This is a genomic window from Mycobacterium sp. OTB74, assembly GCF_029892685.1.
GTDB lineage: Bacteria > Actinomycetota > Actinomycetes > Mycobacteriales > Mycobacteriaceae > Mycobacterium.
This window is the reverse complement of sequence record NZ_JARXVD010000015.1, coordinates 117,908-137,903: the sequence shown is the minus strand read 5'-3', so window position 1 is coordinate 137,903 and position 19,996 is coordinate 117,908. Positions and strand designations below refer to the sequence as shown.

The following is a 19,996-nucleotide window of genomic DNA, read 5'->3' as shown; positions in this document are numbered from 1 at the left end:
GCGTCACACCTATAGCTACCATGGCGACATGACCGCAATGCCAGACGTCGAGTCGTCCGAATCGGGCACCATTCTCAACCCCGCTACGGGTGCCGTTGCAGGCACCGTGCGTTGGACGGAGCCGGCCGAAGTGCCGCGCATCGCCGCAGGTCTACGTGCTGCGCAGCGGGAGTGGGAAGCGCGTGGACCCAAGGGCCGGGCCAAGGCGCTGGCGCGTTTTGCGGTCTGGCTGGGGGACCATCGCGACGAGATCGAGTCGCTGCTGGTCGAAGAGACCGGCAAGTCGATGGTCGACGCCAAGGCCGAAATCCCGATGGCCAACCTGATCATCTCGTATGTGGTCAAAACCATGGACAAGGCGCTCGCGCCGGAGCTCCGCCCCGCGCCGCTGCCCATGTTGTCGATCAAGAAGATCACCGTGCACTACCGGCCGCGCCCGGTTGTCGGGGTGATTGCGCCATGGAATTACCCGATCGCCAACGCGCTCATGGACGCCATCGGCGCACTGGCCGCTGGCTGCGCGGTGCTGCTCAAGCCTTCCGAGCGCACCCCGCTGACAGCCGAGCTACTGCTTCGCGGCTGGGCTGACTGCGGCGCACCCGAGGTGCTTGCAGTGGCGCAGGGTGCCCGGGAGGTGGCTGAGGCCGTCATCGACAACTCCGACTACATCCAGTTCACCGGGTCTACCGCGACCGGCCGCAAAGTGATGGAGCGGGCGGCGAGCCGGCTGATCCCGGTCAGCCTGGAGCTCGGTGGCAAAGATCCGATGATCGTTCTGGAGGACGCCGACATAGAGCTGGCCGCCAATGCCGCGGTGTGGGGCGCCATGTTCAATGCCGGTCAGACCTGCGTGTCTGTCGAACGGGTCTACGTGCTGGCGGAGGCCTACGACGCGTTTGTCGGCGCGGTGGTCAAGGCGGTGCATAACCTCAAGGTCGGCGCGGGCGAGGGCTACCACTTCGGCGCGCAGATCGACGAGAACCAGGTGGCCATCACCGAGCGGCACGTCAATGAGGCCGTCGCAGCCGGAGCCACGGCCCTCACCGGCGGCAAGCGTCCTGACGGTCCGGGCAGCTTCTACCCGCCCACTGTGCTGGTCAACGTCGACCACTCGATGGCCTGCATGACCGAGGAAACCTTTGGCCCGACGCTGCCGATCATGAAGGTGGCCACCGTCGGCGAAGCTGTTCGGCTTGCCAACGACAGCCAGTACGGGTTGTCCGCCACCGTCTTCTCCCGTGATGTTCAGCGTGCGAAAGATGTTGCGCTGCAACTTGATTGCGGTGCTGTCAACATCAACGACGTGCTGGCCAACCTGATGTGCACCACCGCGCCCATGGGCGGCTGGAAGACCTCGGGTATCGGGGCGCGCTTCGGTGGCGCCGACGGTATGCGCAAGTACTGCCGGCAGGAGACCTTGGTGGAGCCGCGCACCAGCAGCGGTGCCGGCGGCAACTACTACAACAACTCGATGAAGGCCCTGGCGCGGATGAACAACCTGCTGACCAAGGTGTCATTGATCCGTCCGCGGCGCACTGCGAAGTAACGCCACCGGCCGTTTACCGTTACGTCACTGGTTTGTACGCACTAGTCGATATTTTCGGTCGGTGATGCTCGACGCCGCCACCGCTGCCAACTACGCCGTCCGTGACGACGACGATGACGACCCCGAGTTGCTGCTGCTGCCCAGTGGCGAGGTGGTCGACACCTGGCGTGAGGGCTACCCGTACGAGGCACGTATGGACCGGCAGGAGTACGAAGAGCAGAAGCGGCTGCTGCAGATCGAGCTGCTGAAGCTGCAGAAATGGAGTCAGACCAACGGTCTGCGGCACGTCGTCGTGTTCGAGGGCCGGGACGCCGCGGGCAAGGGCGGCACCATCAAGCGGTTCATGGAGCACCTGAACCCGCGCGGTGCACGGGTGGTTGCGCTGGAGAAGCCGACCGAAAAGGAACGCACCCAGTGGTACTTCCAGCGGTACGTCCACCACTTGCCGGCCGCCGGTGAGATCGTGCTGTTCGACCGGTCTTGGTACAACCGGGCCGGCGTGGAGCGGGTCATGGGGTACTGCACTGCCAAGCAGCACGCCGAATTCGTCCGACAGGCACCACTTTTCGAGCAGATGCTGGTCAACGACGGCGTCAGCCTGACCAAGCTGTGGTTCTCGGTGACTCAGGCAGAGCAGCGCACCCGCTTCACCATTCGGCAGGTAGACCCGGTTCGGCAGTGGAAACTTTCGCCCACTGACCTGGCGTCGCTGGACAAATGGGATGCCTACACCACGGCCAAGCAGGAGATGTTCGCCTGGACGGACACCGAGATCGCACCGTGGACTGTGGTGAAGAGCAACGACAAGAAGCGCGCGCGAATCAACGCGATGCGGCATGTTCTCGGTAAATTTAACTACGACAACAAAGACCATGAGGTGGTCGGCCAGGCCGACCCGTTGATCGTGGGGCGCGCGCTGGCCGAGTGAACTGGCGGTGCAGTCCTGTTTAGGAGGCGCCGGTGCGGTTCATTGCGACGTTGCTTCTGTGGCTGCTGACCACTGCTGCATTGGCTGTGACGGTGCCGGTGTCGTGGGCCCAGCAGGCGATCGTCAGTCGCAGCGGTTACACGGCGCTGGCCACCGCGGCAGCCAAGGACCCCCAGCTGCAATCGGCGATGGCCAGTGAGCTGGGAATCCAACTGAACAAGCTCGCCGGAAAAGCCGGATACGACCTGAGCACGGACACCATGTCCAGTGCCGCCGGGATATACACCGCCAGTGACGTGTTCCCCAACCAGTTCGGGATGGCGAACGGGCTCGCGCACGACTGGTTGTTCACCGACACCGCGGCCCACGCAGACGCTGCCGGGCGCTGGACCATGGACGTGTCACCGATGCTCGAGGACAGTTCGTTCCGCGCGACCCTGACCTCCATGGGTATTAAGGTGCCTTCGAAACTCGAAGTGCCGCTGACGGATTCGGCTGGATCGCTGCATCCGGGGCAGTTGCGCAAATTGACGACGTGGGGGCCGTGGGCCCGTGTGGGGGCCTGCGTGCTGACCGGACTGCTGGCGCTGCTGACTTTGGGCAGTGCTCGGTCGCGCAGCAAAGCCTTTGCTGCGCTGGGTGTTTCGTCGCTGGTGGTGGGAGCTGCGGGCTGGGCTGGCATTGAGGTCGGCCGCCGGTACATCAACGATGCGCTGAACCGGACCAGTGGGAACGTCCGCCTGATTGCCGATGTCATGGTCGACCAGGCGACCACGGACGCGCACCGTTGGTTGAACATCGCGCTGGCCATCGGCGGTGGCTTGGTCGGGCTTGGCGTGTTATTCGCTGTGCTGGGTGGGTTGTTGCGGCGACGGACGTGAGGTCGGGCGGGTCGCCGCTGCTGCGATTGCGGCGGTCCGCGCCAGTCCGGGCCTGCTGAAAACTACCGTCGGTGGCCTTGTTCTGCGCCGGTAGTATCCAACCTGGACTGTTTTGCGCGAAGGGGGGCGGCATGGCTGATGTACTCAAAGTCAACACTGCGGAGCTGCACTATCAGCTGCAGCAGGCGGATGACACGGTAAATCAGCTGCAGTCGCACGCGCAGACGGTGGGGATTGTCACCCAGTCGTTGGGGACCGCGCTCAAGGGTGAAGCGGGCAACGCTGTGAAGGTGGCGCTGGAGAGCTACACGCAGGCGATGGCTGACTTGTGCAGAGAACACCAAGGCATCACCGAGAAGCTGCAGACCGCGGTTGCCTCCTATGAGGGCACCGATACGCAGGCCGCAGCGGGTCTGACCAATTCGATGAAAATCTGAGGGGCAGCGGTGTCTGAGCAGGAGTGGCATTTCGCTGATATCGAGACGGCCATCGGTCAGCTGAATTCCGAGCATGAGAAGCTGCACGGCCTGGTGACGACGCAGCGTGCCCGCATTCAGTTGGTCAGTAGTGATGTCTGGAACGGCAGTGGTCGTGAAGGTTGGCAGGATGCCGAAAAGGCGTGGTCAGCCAAGGCCGATGCAGCTGTCGAGGCGTTGAGCAAGCTGATCAAGTCCATACAGGCCGGGCACGATTCGATGCAGCAGGCAGAGAACACCCTCAAGGGCAAGTTCGCCTGAGCGTCGGTGCCGGGTGGGCCGATCCGTCTCATTGACGTAGGGAGGGTATTTCGATGTCGACGTTGAAGGTCGATACTGCGCAGTTAAGCCAGGCCGGTCAGGCGTTCCAGGGGGCGTCAGATGCTGTTCCGGCAGCGCCTGCTCCTTATATTCCGACTGGTTCTGATCAGTTGACGCAGACGGCAGCGGCGACAGTTCCCCAATTCGCCGACCCAGTGACGCATGGATTGCCCGCGCTGAAGAAGGACACCGGGGCTTACGCCGGGAACGTGTCCGGCGCGGCCTCGACGTACGCCAGCACTGATCAGCACGCCGCTGACGACATTTTGAAGAACAAGTTCGAGGATCCCGCCGCCGCTGCTGCAGGCGGTGTACCTGGTGCGCCTGGCGGCGCGGCTGGTGCTGCGGCTAAGGGCGGGCCAGCATCGGCCATGAACGGCGGTCCGGGCGGTCCAGCAGGGGCTGGCGGTGCCGGCGGAGCGATGGGTCAGCTTGGGCAGCTCGGGCAAATGGCTGGCCAGGTGGCGCAAATGGCCGGGCAAATCCCGCAAATGGCTGGGCAGATTCCGCAGATGGCGATGCAGGTCGGGCAGCAAGTCGCTCAGCAGGTGCAGCAGATGGCTGGCCAGGCCGGTAAGGACAAACCCGGCGAGAAAGACAAGCCCGAGCACACCAAGCCGGACGAGTCCAAAGCTGACGAGCACAAGCCGGACGAAAAGAATAAGCCGCCGCAGGCTGGCCCGGCCCATGAACAACCTAAGGCGCCGGTCGGAGGCAAGCACGCCGCCGCCGGGCCGAGTCATGGTCCCAGCGCGCCGGTGCCCCCGCCGTCGCACGCGTCACCCGTGACACCGCCAGCTGCCCCGCCGGGGCCGCGCCATAGCGCACCAACTCGTAGCACCGTGGAGGAGAATCTGTGACCCAGCCACCGCCGTCCGGTCCGTGGGGTCCTCAACAGCCGCAGCCTGGTCAGTGGCCGCAGGGCCCGGGGTATCCGGGCGGTATGCCCGGTGGGCCGGGGCAGTTCGCCCCGCAGCAGTGGCCTGCTCCGGTGCCGCCGAAGAAGGGTGGCGCCGGTAAGTGGATTTTAGGCGTGGTGGCCCTGGTTGCGGTGGTCGCAGTGACGGCTGTGGTGGCGGTGTCATGCACCAAGAACACTGGTGGCAATGCTGCTGGCGGTGGGTCTGTGGCCGGGAACAATTCCGGCATCGCCAGCGCGAATGACACTGGGCCGGTTGGGATTATTACCGAGGATCCCTCTTGTGCGCCGTGGGGGCCGGTGTCGGCGACGTTGGCAAATATCGCGAAGAACGGTTGGAATGATCGGGATCGGTCGATGCCAGCTACGGCATGGAGCCCAGAACAGCAGTCTCAGTATCAAGCCGCTGCACAAGCCTATCGCAGCGCCGCCGACCAAACGGTCCCGTTGGTTAAGCTAACACCCCATCGGGTAATGCGTGAATTGTACGAGCAATTTATAGCGTACTCACGTGCATTGGCAGATAAGATTCCAACTTATACTGCAAACGATGGACCTTTGTCGAATACGGCAGCCACTATCACTCTTGTGGTAAATGGCGTTTGCGGAGCGATCACTTACGGTGTGGCGGCGGCGCGGGGGCCGTTGGTATCTGCGGCATCGCCTCCTACCCATATCGCGCCCCTTGGCGACCCGTCGAATCCATCGCGATTCATGCCAACCGTCGATGCCCAGTGTTCGGATTGGGCCAGCGCAATAAAGAGAATTAATTCAGACCCTGCTTATGCGGTCTGGAGCAATGCAGACCCGAATGTTCCAGCTAGTAGTTGGTCCGATCAGGATAAGGCAGAGAATCAAGCGGTAATGCCGGTACTGAATAGTTTTGCTGATCAGTACGAAAAGCTTGGTCGTCAGAGCTCAAACCCGGTCGTGGAGGACCTTGGTGTGCTCGCCGCGCAGTACGGTCGCGCATTCGTTGCTGGCATACCTACGTATACCCAATCGGACATCCAGTTATTCGCCCCCATGGGTAGGGTTCCCGGCCTGATCGATGCGGCGTGCGATGCCGCAGGGGCTAACTGATGCCCCCGACGGATACCCGAGTCCGGTTGACGAACGTGCCGCGCCCTTCCGGGTCTCACGCGGAAGAAATGATTCAAGGTGGAGCCTGGCCTGAAGGGGATGAGTTCGCATTCCTGCGTGCCGCGCAGCAGTACACGACTGCCCTGCAAACCCTGAGGAGTGGCACCTTTACGCCGTGGAGCACCAAACAACGAGATACCTTCAAAAGCGGCGGTGGTATCTGGTCTGGTGACGCTGCGGGCGCCGCTGATAACATGGGATCCACTTTAACTAATGCCATTACTGCGCAGGAGAATTTTCTTGCGAATGCGGCGTACTGGAACGAGCAGGTAGCTAACCTATTTAATTCCACAAAGCAGAAAATTGCAGACCGCGTCAAACAAGCTCAAGAGGTAATAGAGAAAGCCGAAAATAAGCTGAGGCAGCTCTCGGCGCAAGACCAAGATGCCGTTCAACTCCTTCAAAATATGATCAAAAGCGAGATATCGGGCTGCCACACCCAAAATCTCAGCGACGTAAGCACTGCGGCTGGAGCGGTACAGAGGGCGGGTGACTTCCGGCCGCCCTTCGATACCGACCGTCTAGTGACAAATGGTTTGTCGACAGATCTTCCCGAAAGCGGTGTGTTGCCTTCAACCCCGGGCGATCCAGTCTCGGGTGCTCCTGATGCACGAGCTACCGGTCAAGGAACTGCCCCGGCGGCCGCGGTTACTCCGCCGGTGCCGCCTCCGGGTGGGCCAGCGAAACCGTCGCCTCCTGCAGGGCCGGCGACTCCTGATGCACGAGCTACCGGTCAAGGAACTGCCCCGGCGGCCGCGGTTACTCCGCCGGTGCCGCCTCCGGGTGGGCCAGCGAAACCGCCGCCTCCTGCAGGGCCGGCGACTCCTGATGCACGAGCTACCGGTCAAGGAACCGCCCCGGTGGCCGCGCCTGCCGCCGCTGTGTCCCCAGGCGGGGGCAGTAATTCCGGCGGCACCTCCGGTGGCGGCGGTACCAGTGGCAGCTCAGGCCCCGCAGCCAGCGGGATCGCACCGCTCAGCAGTGGCGGCGGCCCACAGTCCGCCGCCGCAGCAACACCCGGCAGCCCTGTCGGGGCGGTGCCGAGTGCCCCTGCCGGTGCGGCTCAGCCGAATCCGCTCGGTGATGCGCTGAAGGGGACACAGACTCCGCAAGTTCCTCAGATTCCGCAAACCCAGCAACCCATGGCACCGGCTGCGAGCACTGGGGCTGGTCAGCCGCTGGCTGCCGCGCAGCCGGCCGCCCCGACCAACGCACCTGCTCCGTCGAGCGGTGGCGGTGCATCCACCGGTGGTGGAGCGACCGGCGGTGTTGCCCCGGTCGCCAGCCCGGCGTCCTCAGGTCCGGCTCCTGCGCCCGCACCGGTCAGCGCCGCCCCGTCGGCGCCGTTGGGGCCGCCCCCGACTCCGGCTCCGGCCGCTCCGGTGGCCCAACCCGGCGCAGGTGGTGGGCCGCTGGGTCCGGGTATGGCCCCGATGAGCTCGAATCAACAGCAGCAGGCTGCAGCGGCTGCGGCGCCGATTCCGGTGAGTCCGGCGCGCGCCGAAAAGGATGCGATGGCGGCGGCAGCTCGGGCTGGGTTGGTGCGTCGTCCGGCCGGCAGCGCTGATGCCGATATTGAGGTGGCGGTGCGGATCGCCGCGGCGCTGCATGCCCCGCCGTCGATCCCGGTGGGCGCTTGGCAGTTCATGTGGGCTGTCGGGGTCACCACCGAGGGGCAGATCCTGGCAGCCAATTCCTATGGGGTGGGGTACATACCGGACGGGATGAAATTGCCGTCGCAGGTCATGTTCGTCTCGGCTGATGAGGCGATTCCGGCTGGCGAGCGCGGGCGGTGGGTGAAGTACCCCTTCTTGGCGTTGCAGGGTTGGGCGCAGTTCCACGGCAAGACGATCAGGGCGATCATCGGCACCAAAGAAGAGGTCGAGCCGTTCAAGGGCAGCATGAACACCCGCACGCTGGTCGACGACGACATTCCCGCCGACGGCACCATGCAGGGCCGCTCCCGGTTAGAGGTCGTGGCTCCTGAGGTGGCGGCGCGAGTGGCAGCCTGGCCGGACACCGAGTTGCACGCGGCGTTGCCGCCCCAGCACGTTCAGCTGGTGGCCCCGAATGCCTCAGCAGGGACCATGTTGTGGATGGATGCGCTGACACCATTGACTCAGACGACCGGCGAAGGTTACCGGACAGCGCATTTGGCGGCATTGGCCACTTACGCCCGACATCGTGAAGCCCTCGGCTTATATGAGGCCTACACGGCTCCATTCGTGGCAGCCCAACGCGCAGCGATCAACGAATGGCTGTACTGGGGACACCTGGCCGCCATCCTCATCGATGCCGGAAACCCGGCACTGGGCGCATAACGCCCGAGCTCGAAACTTGTGCACGTTTTTCCGCGCACACTGCGGAAAAACGTGCACAAATCGCGCTCCTAACCCAGTGTGCGGAGCAGAAATTCGTACATCAACGCCGCTTTGAACGCGGCTTGCGAGTTGTCCGCCGCGCCACCGTGTCCACCCTCGATGTTCTCGTAATAACTGACTTGATGCCCGACCGCCTCCAGTGCCGCGGTCATCTTGCGGGCGTGCCCCGGATGAACTCGGTCATCACGGGTCGAGGTGGTCATCAACAGCGCCGGGTACTGCCGGTCAGCTGAAATGTTCTGGTATGGCGAGTATTTGGAGATGAACTCCCAGTCGTCGGGGTTGTCCGGGTCGCCGTATTCGGCTACCCAGGACGCTCCGGCCAGCAGCAGGTGATAGCGCTTCATGTCCAGCAACGGCACGCTGCAGACCAGCGCGCCGAAAAGCTCGGGGTAGCGGGTCAGCATGGCGCCCATCAGCAGGCCGCCGTTGCTGCCGCCCTCGGCGCCCAGCTGCGGCACCGTGGTGATGCCGCGCCGCACCAGATCGGCTGCCACGGCAGCGAAATCCTCGTACACCAGATGACGGCCCTCGCGCATGGCCTGGGTGTGCCAGCTCGGCCCGTACTCACCGCCACCGCGTATGTTGGCCAGCACATAGGTACCGCCCTGGGTCAGCCACAGCCGGCCGAGCACCCCGGCGTAGCCCGGCAACATCGACGACTCGAACCCGCCATACCCGCTCATCAACGTCTTCTGCGGGCCGGTCGTACCACGTTGTCCCACAACGAAATAAGGAATCCTGGTGCCGTCGTCGGACACCGCGAAATGCTGGGTCACCTCGATGTCGGAGGCGTCGAAGAACGCCGGTGCACTTTTGATCTCGGTGACGGCGTCCCCCGCATGACCCCACAACAGGCGCGAGGGACTGTCGAAACCGCTTGAATCCAAGAAGATTTCGTCGCCGTACTCGTCGGTGTCGACCACCACGGTGGTGGCGTTGGGTGGCACGCCCACGATCTCCTCGCGCTCCCAGGTGCCCGGGGTGACCAACTCGATGCGGCTGGCCACATCGGCCAGTGTCACCACGATCAGCCGGTCCCGCGTCCATGCCGACGACTGCAGGCAAGTGTGCTCGTCAGGCTCGAAAACCACGGTGAGATCACGATTTCCGGCCAGGTAGTCGTCGTAACGGGCAGCCAGCAGCGTGCCCGGCGGGTAGCTGACGTCGCCCACCGTCCACTCGACACGTGGCCGGATCAACAGCCATTCACGGTGAATACCGATAGCGGCATCGGACGGGACGTCTATCCGGATCAGCTCGTCGCCACGCAGCTCGAAGCGTTCCTTGTTGAAGAAGTCTAAAGACCTTGACACCAAAAGTCTTTCGAAACCCGGCGTCGGGTCGTAGCCAGCGCCGGCAGCGACGTCGGAAATCTCGCCCTCGAAGATGGTCACCGCCTCGGACAGCGGCTGCCCACGGCGCCAGCGCTTGGCCACCCGCGGGTAGCCGGACTCGGTCAGCGAACCAGGCCCGAAGTCGGTGCCCACCAGCACCGTATCGGCGTCCACCCAGCCGACGCTGGACTTGGCCTCCGGAAGGGTGAACCCGTCCTCGACGAATTGCCTTGTGGTCATGTCGAACTCACGGACCACTGCGGCGTCGGCACCGCCGCGTGACAGGCTGATCAGCGCGAGTGTCAGGTCGGGTTCGATGACCTCGGCGCCGGCCCACACCCAATTCTCGTCGTCCTCGGCGGCCAGCTTGTCCACATCGATCAGCACGTCCCACTCGGGAACATCGGAGCGGTAGCTCTCCAGCGTGGTGCGCCGCCACAGTCCGCGCGGGTTCTCGGCATCGCGCCAGAAGTTGTAGAGGTACTCGCCGCGCCGCCGCACGTACGGGATGCGGGTGTCGGTGTCCATGATCTCCAGGGCGTCTGCGCGCATCTGCTCGAAACGCTCGCCGCCGAAGTCGGACACTGTCGGCTCGTTGTGTTGACGTACCCAGTTCAGGGCGTCATCGCCGGTGATGTCTTCGAGCCACAGGTAAGGATCCGGGGCGAGCGCAGCGACGGGGGGGAGTGAAGTCACGGCACCCATTGTTGCCGCCACGCGTAGCGTGAGGTGCAGGAACCGCATGAAATGAGGGTGTGATGGCTGCTGATCCGGTCGAGGCCTGTGGCGTCGGCGTCAGGTTCGCGACACCACCGGGTCACGCTACCCCGCCGCGGGCGCTGATCACCGCCGCCGCGGCAGACCTGCTGGCAACTTTGCAGGAACGCCACGGCGCGTTGATGTTTCACCAGTCCGGAGGCTGCTGCGACGGCTCATCGCCTATGTGCTACCCGGACGGCGACTTCATCGTCGGCGACCGGGACGTCCTACTGGCTGTCTTCGACGTCGGTGGCACGGTGCCGGTATGGATCTCGGGCCCGCAGTTCGAGGCCTGGCAGCACACCCAGCTGATCATCGACGTCGTGCCGGGCCGGGGCAGCGGATTCAGCCTCGAGACGCCCGAGGGCATGCGGTTCCTGTCCCGTGGCCGCGCGTTCACCTCGGCTGAGAACGAACAGCTGGCAAAGACGGCGCCCATCACCGGGGCACAGTTCGCGGCCGGTTCGCGGCCACCGGTCGCCGGGACACATATCGTCACCCCGACTGCGGACGCCCACTAGGGTAGGGGCGTGACCCACTATGACGTCGTCGTTCTCGGAGCCGGCCCCGGCGGCTATGTCGCCGCTATTCGCGCAGCCCAGCTGGGCTTGAACACCGCCATCGTCGAACCGAAGTACTGGGGTGGCGTCTGCCTGAATGTCGGGTGCATCCCGTCCAAGGCGCTGCTGCGCAACGCGGAACTGGCGCACATCTTCAACAAGGAAGCCAAGACCTTCGGTATCAGCGGGGAGGCCACCTTCGACTACGGTGCCGCCTTCGATCGCAGTCGCAAGGTCGCTGACGGCCGCGTCGCAGGCGTCCACTTCCTGATGAAGAAGAACAAGATCACCGAGGTCCACGGCTACGGGATGTTCACCGGACCCAAGTCGATGTCCGTCAAATTGAACGACGGTGGCAGTGAGGAACTCACGTTCGACAACGCGATCATCGCCACCGGGTCGTCGACCCGCCTGGTGCCGGGCACTTCGTTGTCCCAGAACGTGGTCACCTACGAAACCCAGATCCTCTCGCGCGAGCTGCCGGGCTCGATCATCATCGCCGGGGCCGGCGCCATCGGCATGGAATTCGCCTACGTGCTGAAGAATTACGGCGTCGAGGTGACCATCGTCGAGTTCCTGCCGCGCGCCCTGCCGAACGAGGACGCCGAGGTCTCGAAGGAGATCGAGAAGCAGTACAAGAAGCTGGGCGTGAAGATCCTCACCGGCACGAAGGTCGAAGGCATCGCCGACGACGGCTCGACGGTCAAGGTCACCGTGAGCAAGGACGGTAAGACCGAGGAGCTCAAGGCCGACAAGGTGTTGCAGGCCATCGGCTTTGCCCCCAACATCGAGGGCTACGGCTTGGAGGCGGCCGGTGTGGCGCTGACCGACCGCGGGGCCATCGCCATCGACGATTACATGCGCACCAATGTGCCCGGCATCTACTCCATCGGCGATGTCACCGGCAAGCTGCAGTTGGCCCACGTCGCCGAGGCCCAGGGCGTCGTCGTCGCCGAAACCATAGCCGGCGCAGAGACTTTGGCGCTGGGTGATTACCGGATGATGCCGCGCGCCACGTTCTGCCAGCCTCAGGTTGCCAGTTTCGGGCTCACCGAGGAGCAGGCCAAGGCCGAGGGGTACGACGTCGTCGTCGCCAAGTTCCCGTTCACCGCCAACGGCAAGGCACACGGCTTGGCGGACCCGACGGGTTTCGTGAAACTGATCGCTGACAAGAAGCACCTCGAACTGATCGGCGGACATCTGATCGGACCCGATGTGTCGGAGTTGCTGCCCGAGCTGACGCTGGCCCAGAAGTGGGATCTGACTGCCAATGAGCTGGCCCGCAACGTGCACACCCACCCGACGCTGTCGGAGGCGCTGCAGGAATGCTTCCACGGCCTGACCGGCCACATGATCAACTTCTGAGCCGGTGCAGCGCGCGAATATCCTTGCCGCGATAGGCGGTTTGGTCGTCGGCCACACATTGTGGCTGGCGGCCATCTCGCTGGCGATGGACATGGACGAGGTCAGCACCTGGGTGCTGGTGGTGTCCGCTCTGGTGGCGGTCGGGGCTGGCGCATCGGTGTACTTTGCGCGGAAGTTCCAGGAGCGCAAGATGATTACGACGGCCGCGTTCCTGTGGTGTCTGCCGATAGCGCCCGTGCTGATGACGTTGTGGGTGCTCGGGGTGACGTACCTTTAGGCGGTTGTCGCCAACATTGCGGTTTTTGACGTCCGTCCCGGCGTGTCGCATCAAAAACCGAAGTCTCGGCGAGCGAACTCAGTCCGGAAAGTCCAGCGGCACCCGCAGGGTGGCCATTGTGGCGGCCAGAGCGTCGTATTGGCCTGCAAGCAAGCAGAATTCGATGAGCTGCTTACGGTCCAGGAATCTGGTCAGCGCCGCCCACGTCTGGTCCGACATGGACCGGGTGATGACGAATTCGTCGGTGGCGGTGATCAGCACCCGCTGACGGTCGGTCAGCCACTTGGCGTCCGGACCCTCGAAGATGCGGGCCTGCGTTTCGAAATCGAGGCCTCGGCTGCGGGCCAGTCGGCGATGCTGCTGCAGCTCGTACTCGCAGTCGCGCAGGTGCCCGACCCGCAGAATCACCAGCTCGGTGTCCATACGCGACAGCTTGCCGCGGCCCAGCAGCACACCTGAGTACGGCAGGAACGCCAGGAACAGCAGGCGATGTTGGCCCAGGACGTTGAACAGCGTGAATCGCGGCGCTCGGATGGCCCTGGCGCCAAGCTTGGCAATGGCCCAGTTCAGCGGGCCGAGTTCGCGGAATCCGCCGGGTTCGATGCGTGCCGGCTCAGTGGTGCTCACGGTTTCCGAGTCTGTCACAGAGCGCGCTGGTTGGGTGTTGTGCCGGTGTATTGAACTGGATACCTCAAATCACAGCTGCAACTTCAGCATCGGCTCGCGCCCTCATATCTGTTCCTGGAATGTGGTATCACCGGCGGTACCACGTTGCAGAAACGCTTATGCCGAGAGTCTGATGCCGGTCTCAGATATGCGGCAGCCAGCCAGACCCGTTGGGGGACAAGACGAATCCGCGGCCCTGGGTGTCTTTGCACGCGGTGGTTCGCGCGTTGTCTACTCCGCAGGTGACGCCGTTGACGGTGATCGTGTGGAATGGCGGCAGGGTTTTGAGGTTGGGTGAGTGGGGGAGCCCAGAATCTCCCGCGCTCAAAGGGGCGTCGGTTGCAATGGCGCTGACTCCGTTTACCACCGGTGGGACTGATGGGAAGTTGTTTCCGGTGCAACCGGCAGATGGTGGATTCATGAAATTGCAGGTGATGTTGTCCGGGGTGAGGAACATGACCATGGTGGCTTGGATGCCTGGCGTGGAGGCGTCGACTTCGTAATCGGCAACATTGACCGCCGTGTACTTGCTCATATCGGGAAATTTCGGTGTGTCGGCGTGGGAGTCGGGCAGACTGGCTACTCCAGCCAGGATCGGCGTCGTGGCGATGGCGAGCGCTCCGATAACTGCTCTCATTTGAATCCCTCCTGATATGCCTATCGCGTCCCCGACTGAGCGCGTTACGGTGCGGCGTTGACTTGGACCTGTTGAGTGTCGTAGGGCGCTCCCAGTGGGTTGCCGCTAGCATCTTTTCCGGTATTCCATTGACTGACAAGGACATTCAAGTCATCGAGCGATGATCCTGGCATGATGTATCCACCGTAAGGCTGGTAGACGAAATTGGGTGTGCCGGGCTGGTCCTGCTGTGCGGCGATGATCGGCGGCCGGCCGGCTTCAAACATTTTGGTCGGGTCATCTCCGACGCGGATCTGGACCTGATTTACGCCGGGAGTGCTATTGAATCCCGACAGCACCGGATGCCCGTCGACTTCCCGGAAACTCAACTCGCCAAAGTTCTGTCGCTGGCTTACGACCGCCGGTACCTGCCCAGCCTGCCCCCACGCTTGCCCGGTCCACGGCTGCCACTTGTCGCGGTTGGTGACATCAGCCGGGTCGACGCGGTACATGCTGACTCCTTGGCTACGGTCGAAGGAATCAGCTGCGATGTACACCATGCCGTCTTTGCCCTGGTAGCCGCTGATCTGCGTCGGCGCACCTGTCGGATCGCCAGGCTTCCACTCCTTCCATGTCCCAGGAACAGCCTTCCAGCCTTGGGACGGATCGTTGGAGACTTCGACCAGCCAGGAACCTGCGGTCGGCTTCAACCCTGAGGTGCCAGAGACCAGCATGTACGTCTTGCCGTTGACCGTGAACGAGCCTGCGGGAAGCGGGTTGGTGTTCTCGTCTTTGTTGAGCGCTTCTGGCGGCGGCGGGAACAAGATGCCCGGCGTGCCGGGCTTTCCAATCTTGTTGAACGGTTGGCCGAAGATGGGTTTGCCGTCCTTGTCCCAGCCGATGATTGGCACAGCCACTGAGCGATAATGCTGGTCTTCGGGCCCGACTTTGTCGCCCGTGAACGAATCGCCGAACACCGCTACCAGTCGCCCGTCGGGCAACTCCACGATCTCGCCGAGGTCAGCGGCGCCGATGCCCGGGATGCCTGGGTGCGCTCCCGTACCGGCGATTGGGCCCAAATTCTTGACCCCATGCGGTGGCACCGCGGGGTTATCACCCCTGCCGCCAGGCCCGCTACCAAGCTCGAAACCGTCGAGCTTGGCTGCAAACAATTTCAAGGCGGCTGCCACCTGAATGTCGATCGAGGCGAGTGCCAGCGCGCGGGCGCGAATGGTGGCCTGAAATGTCTTCGACATCAGGTCGCGGATGAGGAGCATCGGTGCACCCAGGATGCGCGGCAGTCGGTCGGTCACGGTCAGGTCGTCGCTGACGGAGAAGAACCAGTCCTCGGCGTCGCTGATGGCCTGCTGCGCATGATGCTTTGCATTAGCAATGGACTGCGCGCCTTTCGTCGCGGTGGACCGGGCGTGCTCGAGCTGGTCCACGGCGGCGCGGACTTTCGCGACATCGGCGGCCATCCGTGCTCGGGCCGCAGTGGATGCCGGGCCATCCCAGGACGTGGAATCGAGTCCGTGCTGCGCATTGGCGAAGGCGTCTTTGAGTGCGGCCGCACGTTGCTCCCATGCGGTGGCAGCGCTAGTTATGCAGTCCGTGTTCCACTCTTCGATCTGGGGGCGGGTCGGTACCGGCGTGGCCAATGCTGTGGTCATGGCCTTAGCGGCCCGGCATCGTTTTGTGCAGGAAGCTGGCACCGGCGGTATCGGTGCTTTCGTAAGCGGACGCGGCCGTAGTCAGATTAGTGCCGAAATTTTTGAGGGCGGTAGAGCATTCGTTGTCGACGTGATCGACGCCGGCTGACACCTCACCTACCGCAATGGCACTGGGCTGCCCGGCGGGACCGGCCGGCGCACTGGCCGCACCAGGCTTCAAGGTGGCTCCGAGGGTATCCAGCTGGCCTGCCAGTGCGAGCAGCGCCGCTGTATCGACGCGCAGGTTCGGAGAGGTCACGAATCGAGCATATGCCCGGTAAGCCGGGGTAGATTACGCCAATTTGAGACGCGAACTGGATCTTGTTGGGGGACAGAATGGATTGTCTCCTGTGCGGACGGCCGCAATCAGCGATCAATTCGAGCTCGCGACATTGAGGACCATCTGTTGGGTGTCGTACGGCGCTCCGAGCGGCACGCCATTCGCATCGTTACCGGTATTCCATTGACTGACAAGAAGATTCATGTTAGTCAGCGTCGATCCGGGCACGATGTAGCCGCCGTAGGGCTGGAAGACGAAGTTGGGGTCCGTCGGCGTGTGCTGTTGTGCGGCAACAACAACCGGTGTTCCAGCGGCGAACAGTTGCGTCGGGTCGGCGGCGACCCGGACTTCGACCTGCCAGACGTGCGTGGTGCTGTTGAATCCGGACAGCACCGTCGAGCTGCCGACCTGGCGCATACTGAGTTCGCCGAACGTCTGTTGCCCGCTGACGACCTGAGGCACGTTTCCCGGTGCGCCCCAACTGGTTCCGGTCCACGGCTGCCATGAGTTGCGGTCGGTGACGGTGGCCGGGTCGACCCGGTACAGGGTGACGCCCTGGCTTCGGTTGAAGGCGTCGCCGACGATGTAGACCATGCCGTCAGCGGCCAAGTACCCACTGATCTGGCTCGGAGTGTTCGGCGCATCACCCGCTCGCCACGAGCCGAGGGTCGAGTGCCAGCCGTCGGCCGGATCGTCGGTGACCTGGACCAGCCAGGAACCGGCAGTGACATGCAGCGCTGCGGTTCCCGCGACCATCATGTACGTGGTGTCGCCAACCAGAATTGAACCGGCCGGCAGGGTATTGGTGTTGGGGTCGAGCATGAGCGCGTTGTTTGGCGGCGGGAACAGGATGTTCGGCGAACCTGGGCCGCCGGTGCCGTTGAAGGGCGTGCCGTAGATGGCGCGGCCGTCGTTCTCCCAGCCGGCGATCGGCACCGCAACCGAGCGGTAGTGGTCGCTGTCCGGGCCACCGACGCGATTGCCCTTGAAAGAGTCGCCGAACACCGATACCAGGCGGCCGTTGGGCAATGTGACGATCTCGCCGAGGTCAGCCGCCCCGATCGAGCTGATGCCGGGCTGCGCGCCGGTACCTGCGATCGGGCCGAGGTTTTTCACTGTCCCGGGTGCCAATGCCGGTCCGTTGCCCGGGCTGTTGCCGGACATGTTCGCAGCCAGCGGGTACATGGTTGACGGTATTCCGGGGGCGTCTTCGCTGGGTGGGCCGGCCAGGCCATGCGAAACCCCGTCGGCCACATTGTGCAGGAACTGTTTCGCGGCGGCGGCTGCGCGCTCCAGCGGGTTGGTCACCCGCTTATCGTATGGATCTGACCGCTACTTGTCCGTGAGTCAGGACTTCTTCACCAGATACGGCGTGACCGTGCTGCGGTGCTCGTCGAGATCCAGTGCCCGCCCCAACGCGGGGAATGCCCGCTGCGGGCAGCTGTCGCGTTCGCACACCCGGCAGCCCGCGCCGATTGGCGTCGCCGCCCCACCGGACAGGTCCAGGCCCTCGGAGTAGACGAGCCGATGGGCATGGCGCAGTTCGCATCCGAGCCCGATGGCGAACGTCTTTCCCGGTTGGCCGTACCGCGCCGCACGGCGTTCGACGGTGCGGGCCACCCACATGTAGTGCCGCCCGTCGGGCATCTGGGCTATCTGAACCTGCATCTTGCCCGGGTTGGCGAACGTCTCGTACACATTCCACAGCGGGCAGGTGCCGCCCGAGGACGAGAAATGAAAGCCGGTGGCGGACTGGCGCTTTGACATGTTTCCGGCCCGGTCGACCCGGACGAACGACAGCGGCACCCCACGCATCGACGGCCGCTGCAGCGTCGAAAGCCGGTGCGCGACGGTCTCGTAACTCACCGAGTAGTAGGCTGACAGCCGCTCCACGTCGTAGCGGAAATCCTCTGCGACGGAATGGAACTGGGCGTAGGGCAGCACTGCTGCGGCGGCAAAGTAGTTGGCCAGGCCCATTCGGGCCAGCGTCACCGATTCCTCGCTGGTGAAGTTCCCTTCCGCCACCAACGAATCGATCAAAGAGCCGAACTCGAGGTACGCCAACTCGGCGGCCAACTTGAAGACGTACTGCCCCGACGATAGGTATCCGCCGATCTCCAGCGTCTTGGTCTCGGGATCGTACCGGTGTAACACGTTGTCGCCGAGGGAGAGTCGCTGCACGATCCGTACTCCATGCACCCGGCTGAGCCGTTCGGCCAATTCGCGGGACAGCTCGGCCCGGCTCATCTGCATGCGGACGATGAAATCCTCTGCGGCTGTGTCCAGTTCGTGCAGGTAGTTCTGGCGCTCGTAGAAGTAGTCGCGAACTTCCTCGTGCGGCATGGTGATAGACCCGCTGCCGCTGCCGTCGGAGAACCGGTCCTCGGTGGCCGCGGCCAGCTGAGTGGTGGCCAGCCGGTAGCGCCGGTGCAGATTCACCATGGCGCGGGCCAGTGTCGGGTGGGTGCTGACCAGGTCGGCGATCTCGGCGATATCGACGTCGAGGTTGAGGTCCTGGTCCATGGTGGCTTCGCGCAGCTCGGCGACCAGCCGGGTGTCGTCTTGGGAGGCGAAAAAGGTGGCGTCGACCCCGAACACCTCGGTGATGCGAAGCAGAACCGACACAGACAGCGGCCGCACGTCGTGCTCGATCTGATTGAGATAGCTAGGAGATATGTCGAGCATCTGGGCCAGTGCGGCCTGGCTAAAACCCCGTTCTCCCCGGAGTTGACGCACGCGCGAGCCAACGAATGTCTTCGCCACCCAGCCACAATAGCAACATTGTGAATTTCACCTTTGCAGAATTGGCTTTATCGGTGCTGTGGCAGTATCGGGCCGTGGCGAGCGATACCGCAGAAGCAACCACTGGCGTGGCCAAGACGCTGATGCCGGTCCCCGAAGGACATCCCGACGTCTTCGATACCGGCTGGCCGCTGCGGGGCGCCGATGTGGACCGCGAAGGCCGGTTGCGGTTCGATGCGGCCTGCCGGCACATCCAGGACGTCGGCTCCGACCAGCTGTGTCAGCTCGGCTACGAGGCCGTTCACCCGCTGTGGATCGTCCGGCGCACCATGGTCGACCTGATCGAGCCGATCAACTTCCAGGACCGGCTGCGGCTGCGCCGCTGGTGTTCGGGCACCTCGAACCGCTGGTGCGAGATGCGCGTGCGCATAGACGGGCGGAAGAGCGGGCTCATGGAGTCCGAGGCGTTCTGGATCAACATCAACCGCGAGACGCGCGGTCCGTCCCGTATCTCGGACGATTTCGTCTCCGGTTTGAAGCGGACAGCGACCACCGACCGGCTGCGCTGGAAGTCCTACCTGAAGGCCGGCGGCCGCGACGATGCCACCCGTACTGTCGACTACCCGGTTCGCGTCAGCGACATCGACATGTTCGACCACATGAACAACTCCGTGTACTGGTCGGTGGTCGAGGACTATCTGCAAACCCACCGCCCGGAACTGCTCAAGGCGCCGGTGCGAGTCACCATCGAGCACGATGCCGCGGTGGCGTTAGGCGAGCGGCTGGAGATCATCACCCACGAACACCCCGCCGGATCGACGGACAAATTCGGTCCGGAGCTCGCTGACCGCGCTGTTATAACGCTCACATATGTGGTCGGCGACGAGGTCAAAGCGGTCGCCTGCATCTTCGCCCTGTGACCCCGGGGGAACCTCGGAAGTTTTAACAGTACGGGCGTACTGACCAGCGAAAACGTGTTACCGGACGGTAATAACTGAACCGGTTAAGCCGGTTAGCAAATTTGCAAACTTTGCAAGTTAGCCATGCTCCTTGGCGAAAGTTGGCATCTGAAACGGCTGGACCTGCACGT

The 19,996-nt window shown here is 63.8% G+C and carries 19 protein-coding genes; 12 read left to right on the top strand and 7 right to left on the bottom strand.

The window, feature by feature from the left end:
- Window positions 1-28 precede the first annotated feature (28 nt).
- The 8 genes from M2432_RS19800 (at window position 29) to M2432_RS19765 (ending at window position 8,535) form a co-directional block, all read left to right on the top strand.
- Window positions 29-1,546: an aldehyde dehydrogenase family protein gene (locus tag M2432_RS19800; RefSeq protein WP_280828528.1), complete on the top strand. Its 1,518-nt coding sequence runs from the start codon at window positions 29-31 to the stop codon at window positions 1,544-1,546.
- A gap of 64 nt (window positions 1,547-1,610) precedes the next feature.
- Entirely contained in the window at window positions 1,611-2,474 is an 864-nt protein-coding gene (ppk2, locus tag M2432_RS19795; RefSeq protein ID WP_280828559.1) for a polyphosphate kinase 2, read from the top strand.
- 32 nt (window positions 2,475-2,506) lie between these two features.
- Window positions 2,507-3,355 carry a hypothetical protein gene (locus M2432_RS19790; RefSeq protein ID WP_280828527.1) on the top strand — a complete coding sequence of 283 codons (849 nt, stop codon included), beginning with the start codon at window positions 2,507-2,509 and terminating at the stop codon, window positions 3,353-3,355.
- 131 nt (window positions 3,356-3,486) lie between these two features.
- On the top strand, window positions 3,487-3,792 hold the full coding sequence (locus M2432_RS19785; RefSeq protein ID WP_280828526.1) for a type VII secretion target: 306 nt from the start codon (window positions 3,487-3,489) through the stop codon (window positions 3,790-3,792).
- A gap of 9 nt (window positions 3,793-3,801) precedes the next feature.
- Window positions 3,802-4,092 carry a WXG100 family type VII secretion target gene (locus tag M2432_RS19780; RefSeq protein WP_280828525.1) on the top strand — a complete coding sequence of 97 codons (291 nt, stop codon included), beginning with the start codon at window positions 3,802-3,804 and terminating at the stop codon, window positions 4,090-4,092.
- 53 nt (window positions 4,093-4,145) lie between these two features.
- The gene (locus M2432_RS19775) at window positions 4,146-5,012 is read left to right on the top strand and encodes a hypothetical protein (protein ID WP_280828524.1); all 867 of its coding nucleotides are present in this window, start codon (window positions 4,146-4,148) and stop codon (window positions 5,010-5,012) included.
- Window positions 5,013-5,143: 131 nt separating this feature from the next.
- Window positions 5,144-6,154: a Vmc-like lipoprotein signal peptide domain-containing protein gene (locus tag M2432_RS19770; RefSeq protein ID WP_280828523.1), complete on the top strand. Its 1,011-nt coding sequence runs from the start codon at window positions 5,144-5,146 to the stop codon at window positions 6,152-6,154.
- A gap of 920 nt (window positions 6,155-7,074) precedes the next feature.
- Window positions 7,075-8,535, top strand: coding sequence for a hypothetical protein (locus M2432_RS19765; RefSeq protein WP_280828522.1), 1,461 nt, complete (start codon window positions 7,075-7,077; stop codon window positions 8,533-8,535).
- A gap of 68 nt (window positions 8,536-8,603) precedes the next feature.
- Here M2432_RS19765 and M2432_RS19760 read toward each other — a convergent pair whose 3' ends face one another.
- Window positions 8,604-10,628: a prolyl oligopeptidase family serine peptidase gene (locus tag M2432_RS19760; RefSeq protein ID WP_280828521.1), complete on the bottom strand. Its 2,025-nt coding sequence runs from the start codon at window positions 10,626-10,628 to the stop codon at window positions 8,604-8,606.
- A 62-nt stretch (window positions 10,629-10,690) separates the two neighbouring features.
- Here M2432_RS19760 and M2432_RS19755 point away from each other — a divergent pair, with 62 nt between their 5' ends.
- The 3 genes from M2432_RS19755 to M2432_RS19745 are packed head-to-tail and all read left to right on the top strand — an operon-like array spanning window position 10,691 to window position 12,893.
- On the top strand, window positions 10,691-11,212 hold the full coding sequence (locus M2432_RS19755; protein WP_280828520.1) for a DUF779 domain-containing protein: 522 nt from the start codon (window positions 10,691-10,693) through the stop codon (window positions 11,210-11,212).
- Window positions 11,213-11,221: 9 nt separating this feature from the next.
- Window positions 11,222-12,616 carry a dihydrolipoyl dehydrogenase gene (gene lpdA, locus M2432_RS19750; protein WP_280828519.1) on the top strand — a complete coding sequence of 465 codons (1,395 nt, stop codon included), beginning with the start codon at window positions 11,222-11,224 and terminating at the stop codon, window positions 12,614-12,616.
- 4 nt (window positions 12,617-12,620) lie between these two features.
- Complete coding sequence (locus M2432_RS19745; protein ID WP_280828518.1) at window positions 12,621-12,893, top strand: hypothetical protein; 273 nt, start codon at window positions 12,621-12,623, stop codon at window positions 12,891-12,893.
- Between the two features lie 78 nt (window positions 12,894-12,971).
- On the opposite strand, the gene M2432_RS19740 is transcribed toward M2432_RS19745, so the two are convergent.
- The 6 genes from M2432_RS19740 to ramB form a co-directional block, all read right to left on the bottom strand.
- Entirely contained in the window at window positions 12,972-13,520 is a 549-nt protein-coding gene (locus tag M2432_RS19740; RefSeq protein WP_280828517.1) for a carboxymuconolactone decarboxylase family protein, read from the bottom strand.
- Window positions 13,521-13,701: 181 nt separating this feature from the next.
- On the bottom strand, window positions 13,702-14,196 hold the full coding sequence (locus tag M2432_RS19735) for a hypothetical protein (protein ID WP_280828516.1): 495 nt from the start codon (window positions 14,194-14,196) through the stop codon (window positions 13,702-13,704).
- A gap of 44 nt (window positions 14,197-14,240) precedes the next feature.
- Window positions 14,241-15,845, bottom strand: coding sequence for a DUF4185 domain-containing protein (locus M2432_RS19730; protein WP_280828515.1), 1,605 nt, complete (start codon window positions 15,843-15,845; stop codon window positions 14,241-14,243).
- Between the two features lie 4 nt (window positions 15,846-15,849).
- On the bottom strand, window positions 15,850-16,143 hold the full coding sequence (locus M2432_RS19725) for a type VII secretion target (protein WP_280828514.1): 294 nt from the start codon (window positions 16,141-16,143) through the stop codon (window positions 15,850-15,852).
- 114 nt (window positions 16,144-16,257) lie between these two features.
- Window positions 16,258-17,472, bottom strand: coding sequence for a DUF4185 domain-containing protein (locus tag M2432_RS19720; RefSeq protein ID WP_280828513.1), 1,215 nt, complete (start codon window positions 17,470-17,472; stop codon window positions 16,258-16,260).
- A gap of 39 nt (window positions 17,473-17,511) precedes the next feature.
- Window positions 17,512-18,927: an acetate metabolism transcriptional regulator RamB gene (ramB, locus tag M2432_RS19715; protein WP_280828512.1), complete on the bottom strand. Its 1,416-nt coding sequence runs from the start codon at window positions 18,925-18,927 to the stop codon at window positions 17,512-17,514.
- A 122-nt stretch (window positions 18,928-19,049) separates the two neighbouring features.
- Between ramB and M2432_RS19710 the strand changes: the two genes are divergently transcribed.
- Entirely contained in the window at window positions 19,050-19,826 is a 777-nt protein-coding gene (locus tag M2432_RS19710) for an acyl-[acyl-carrier-protein] thioesterase (RefSeq protein WP_280828558.1), read from the top strand.
- Window positions 19,827-19,996: the final 170 nt, after the last annotated feature.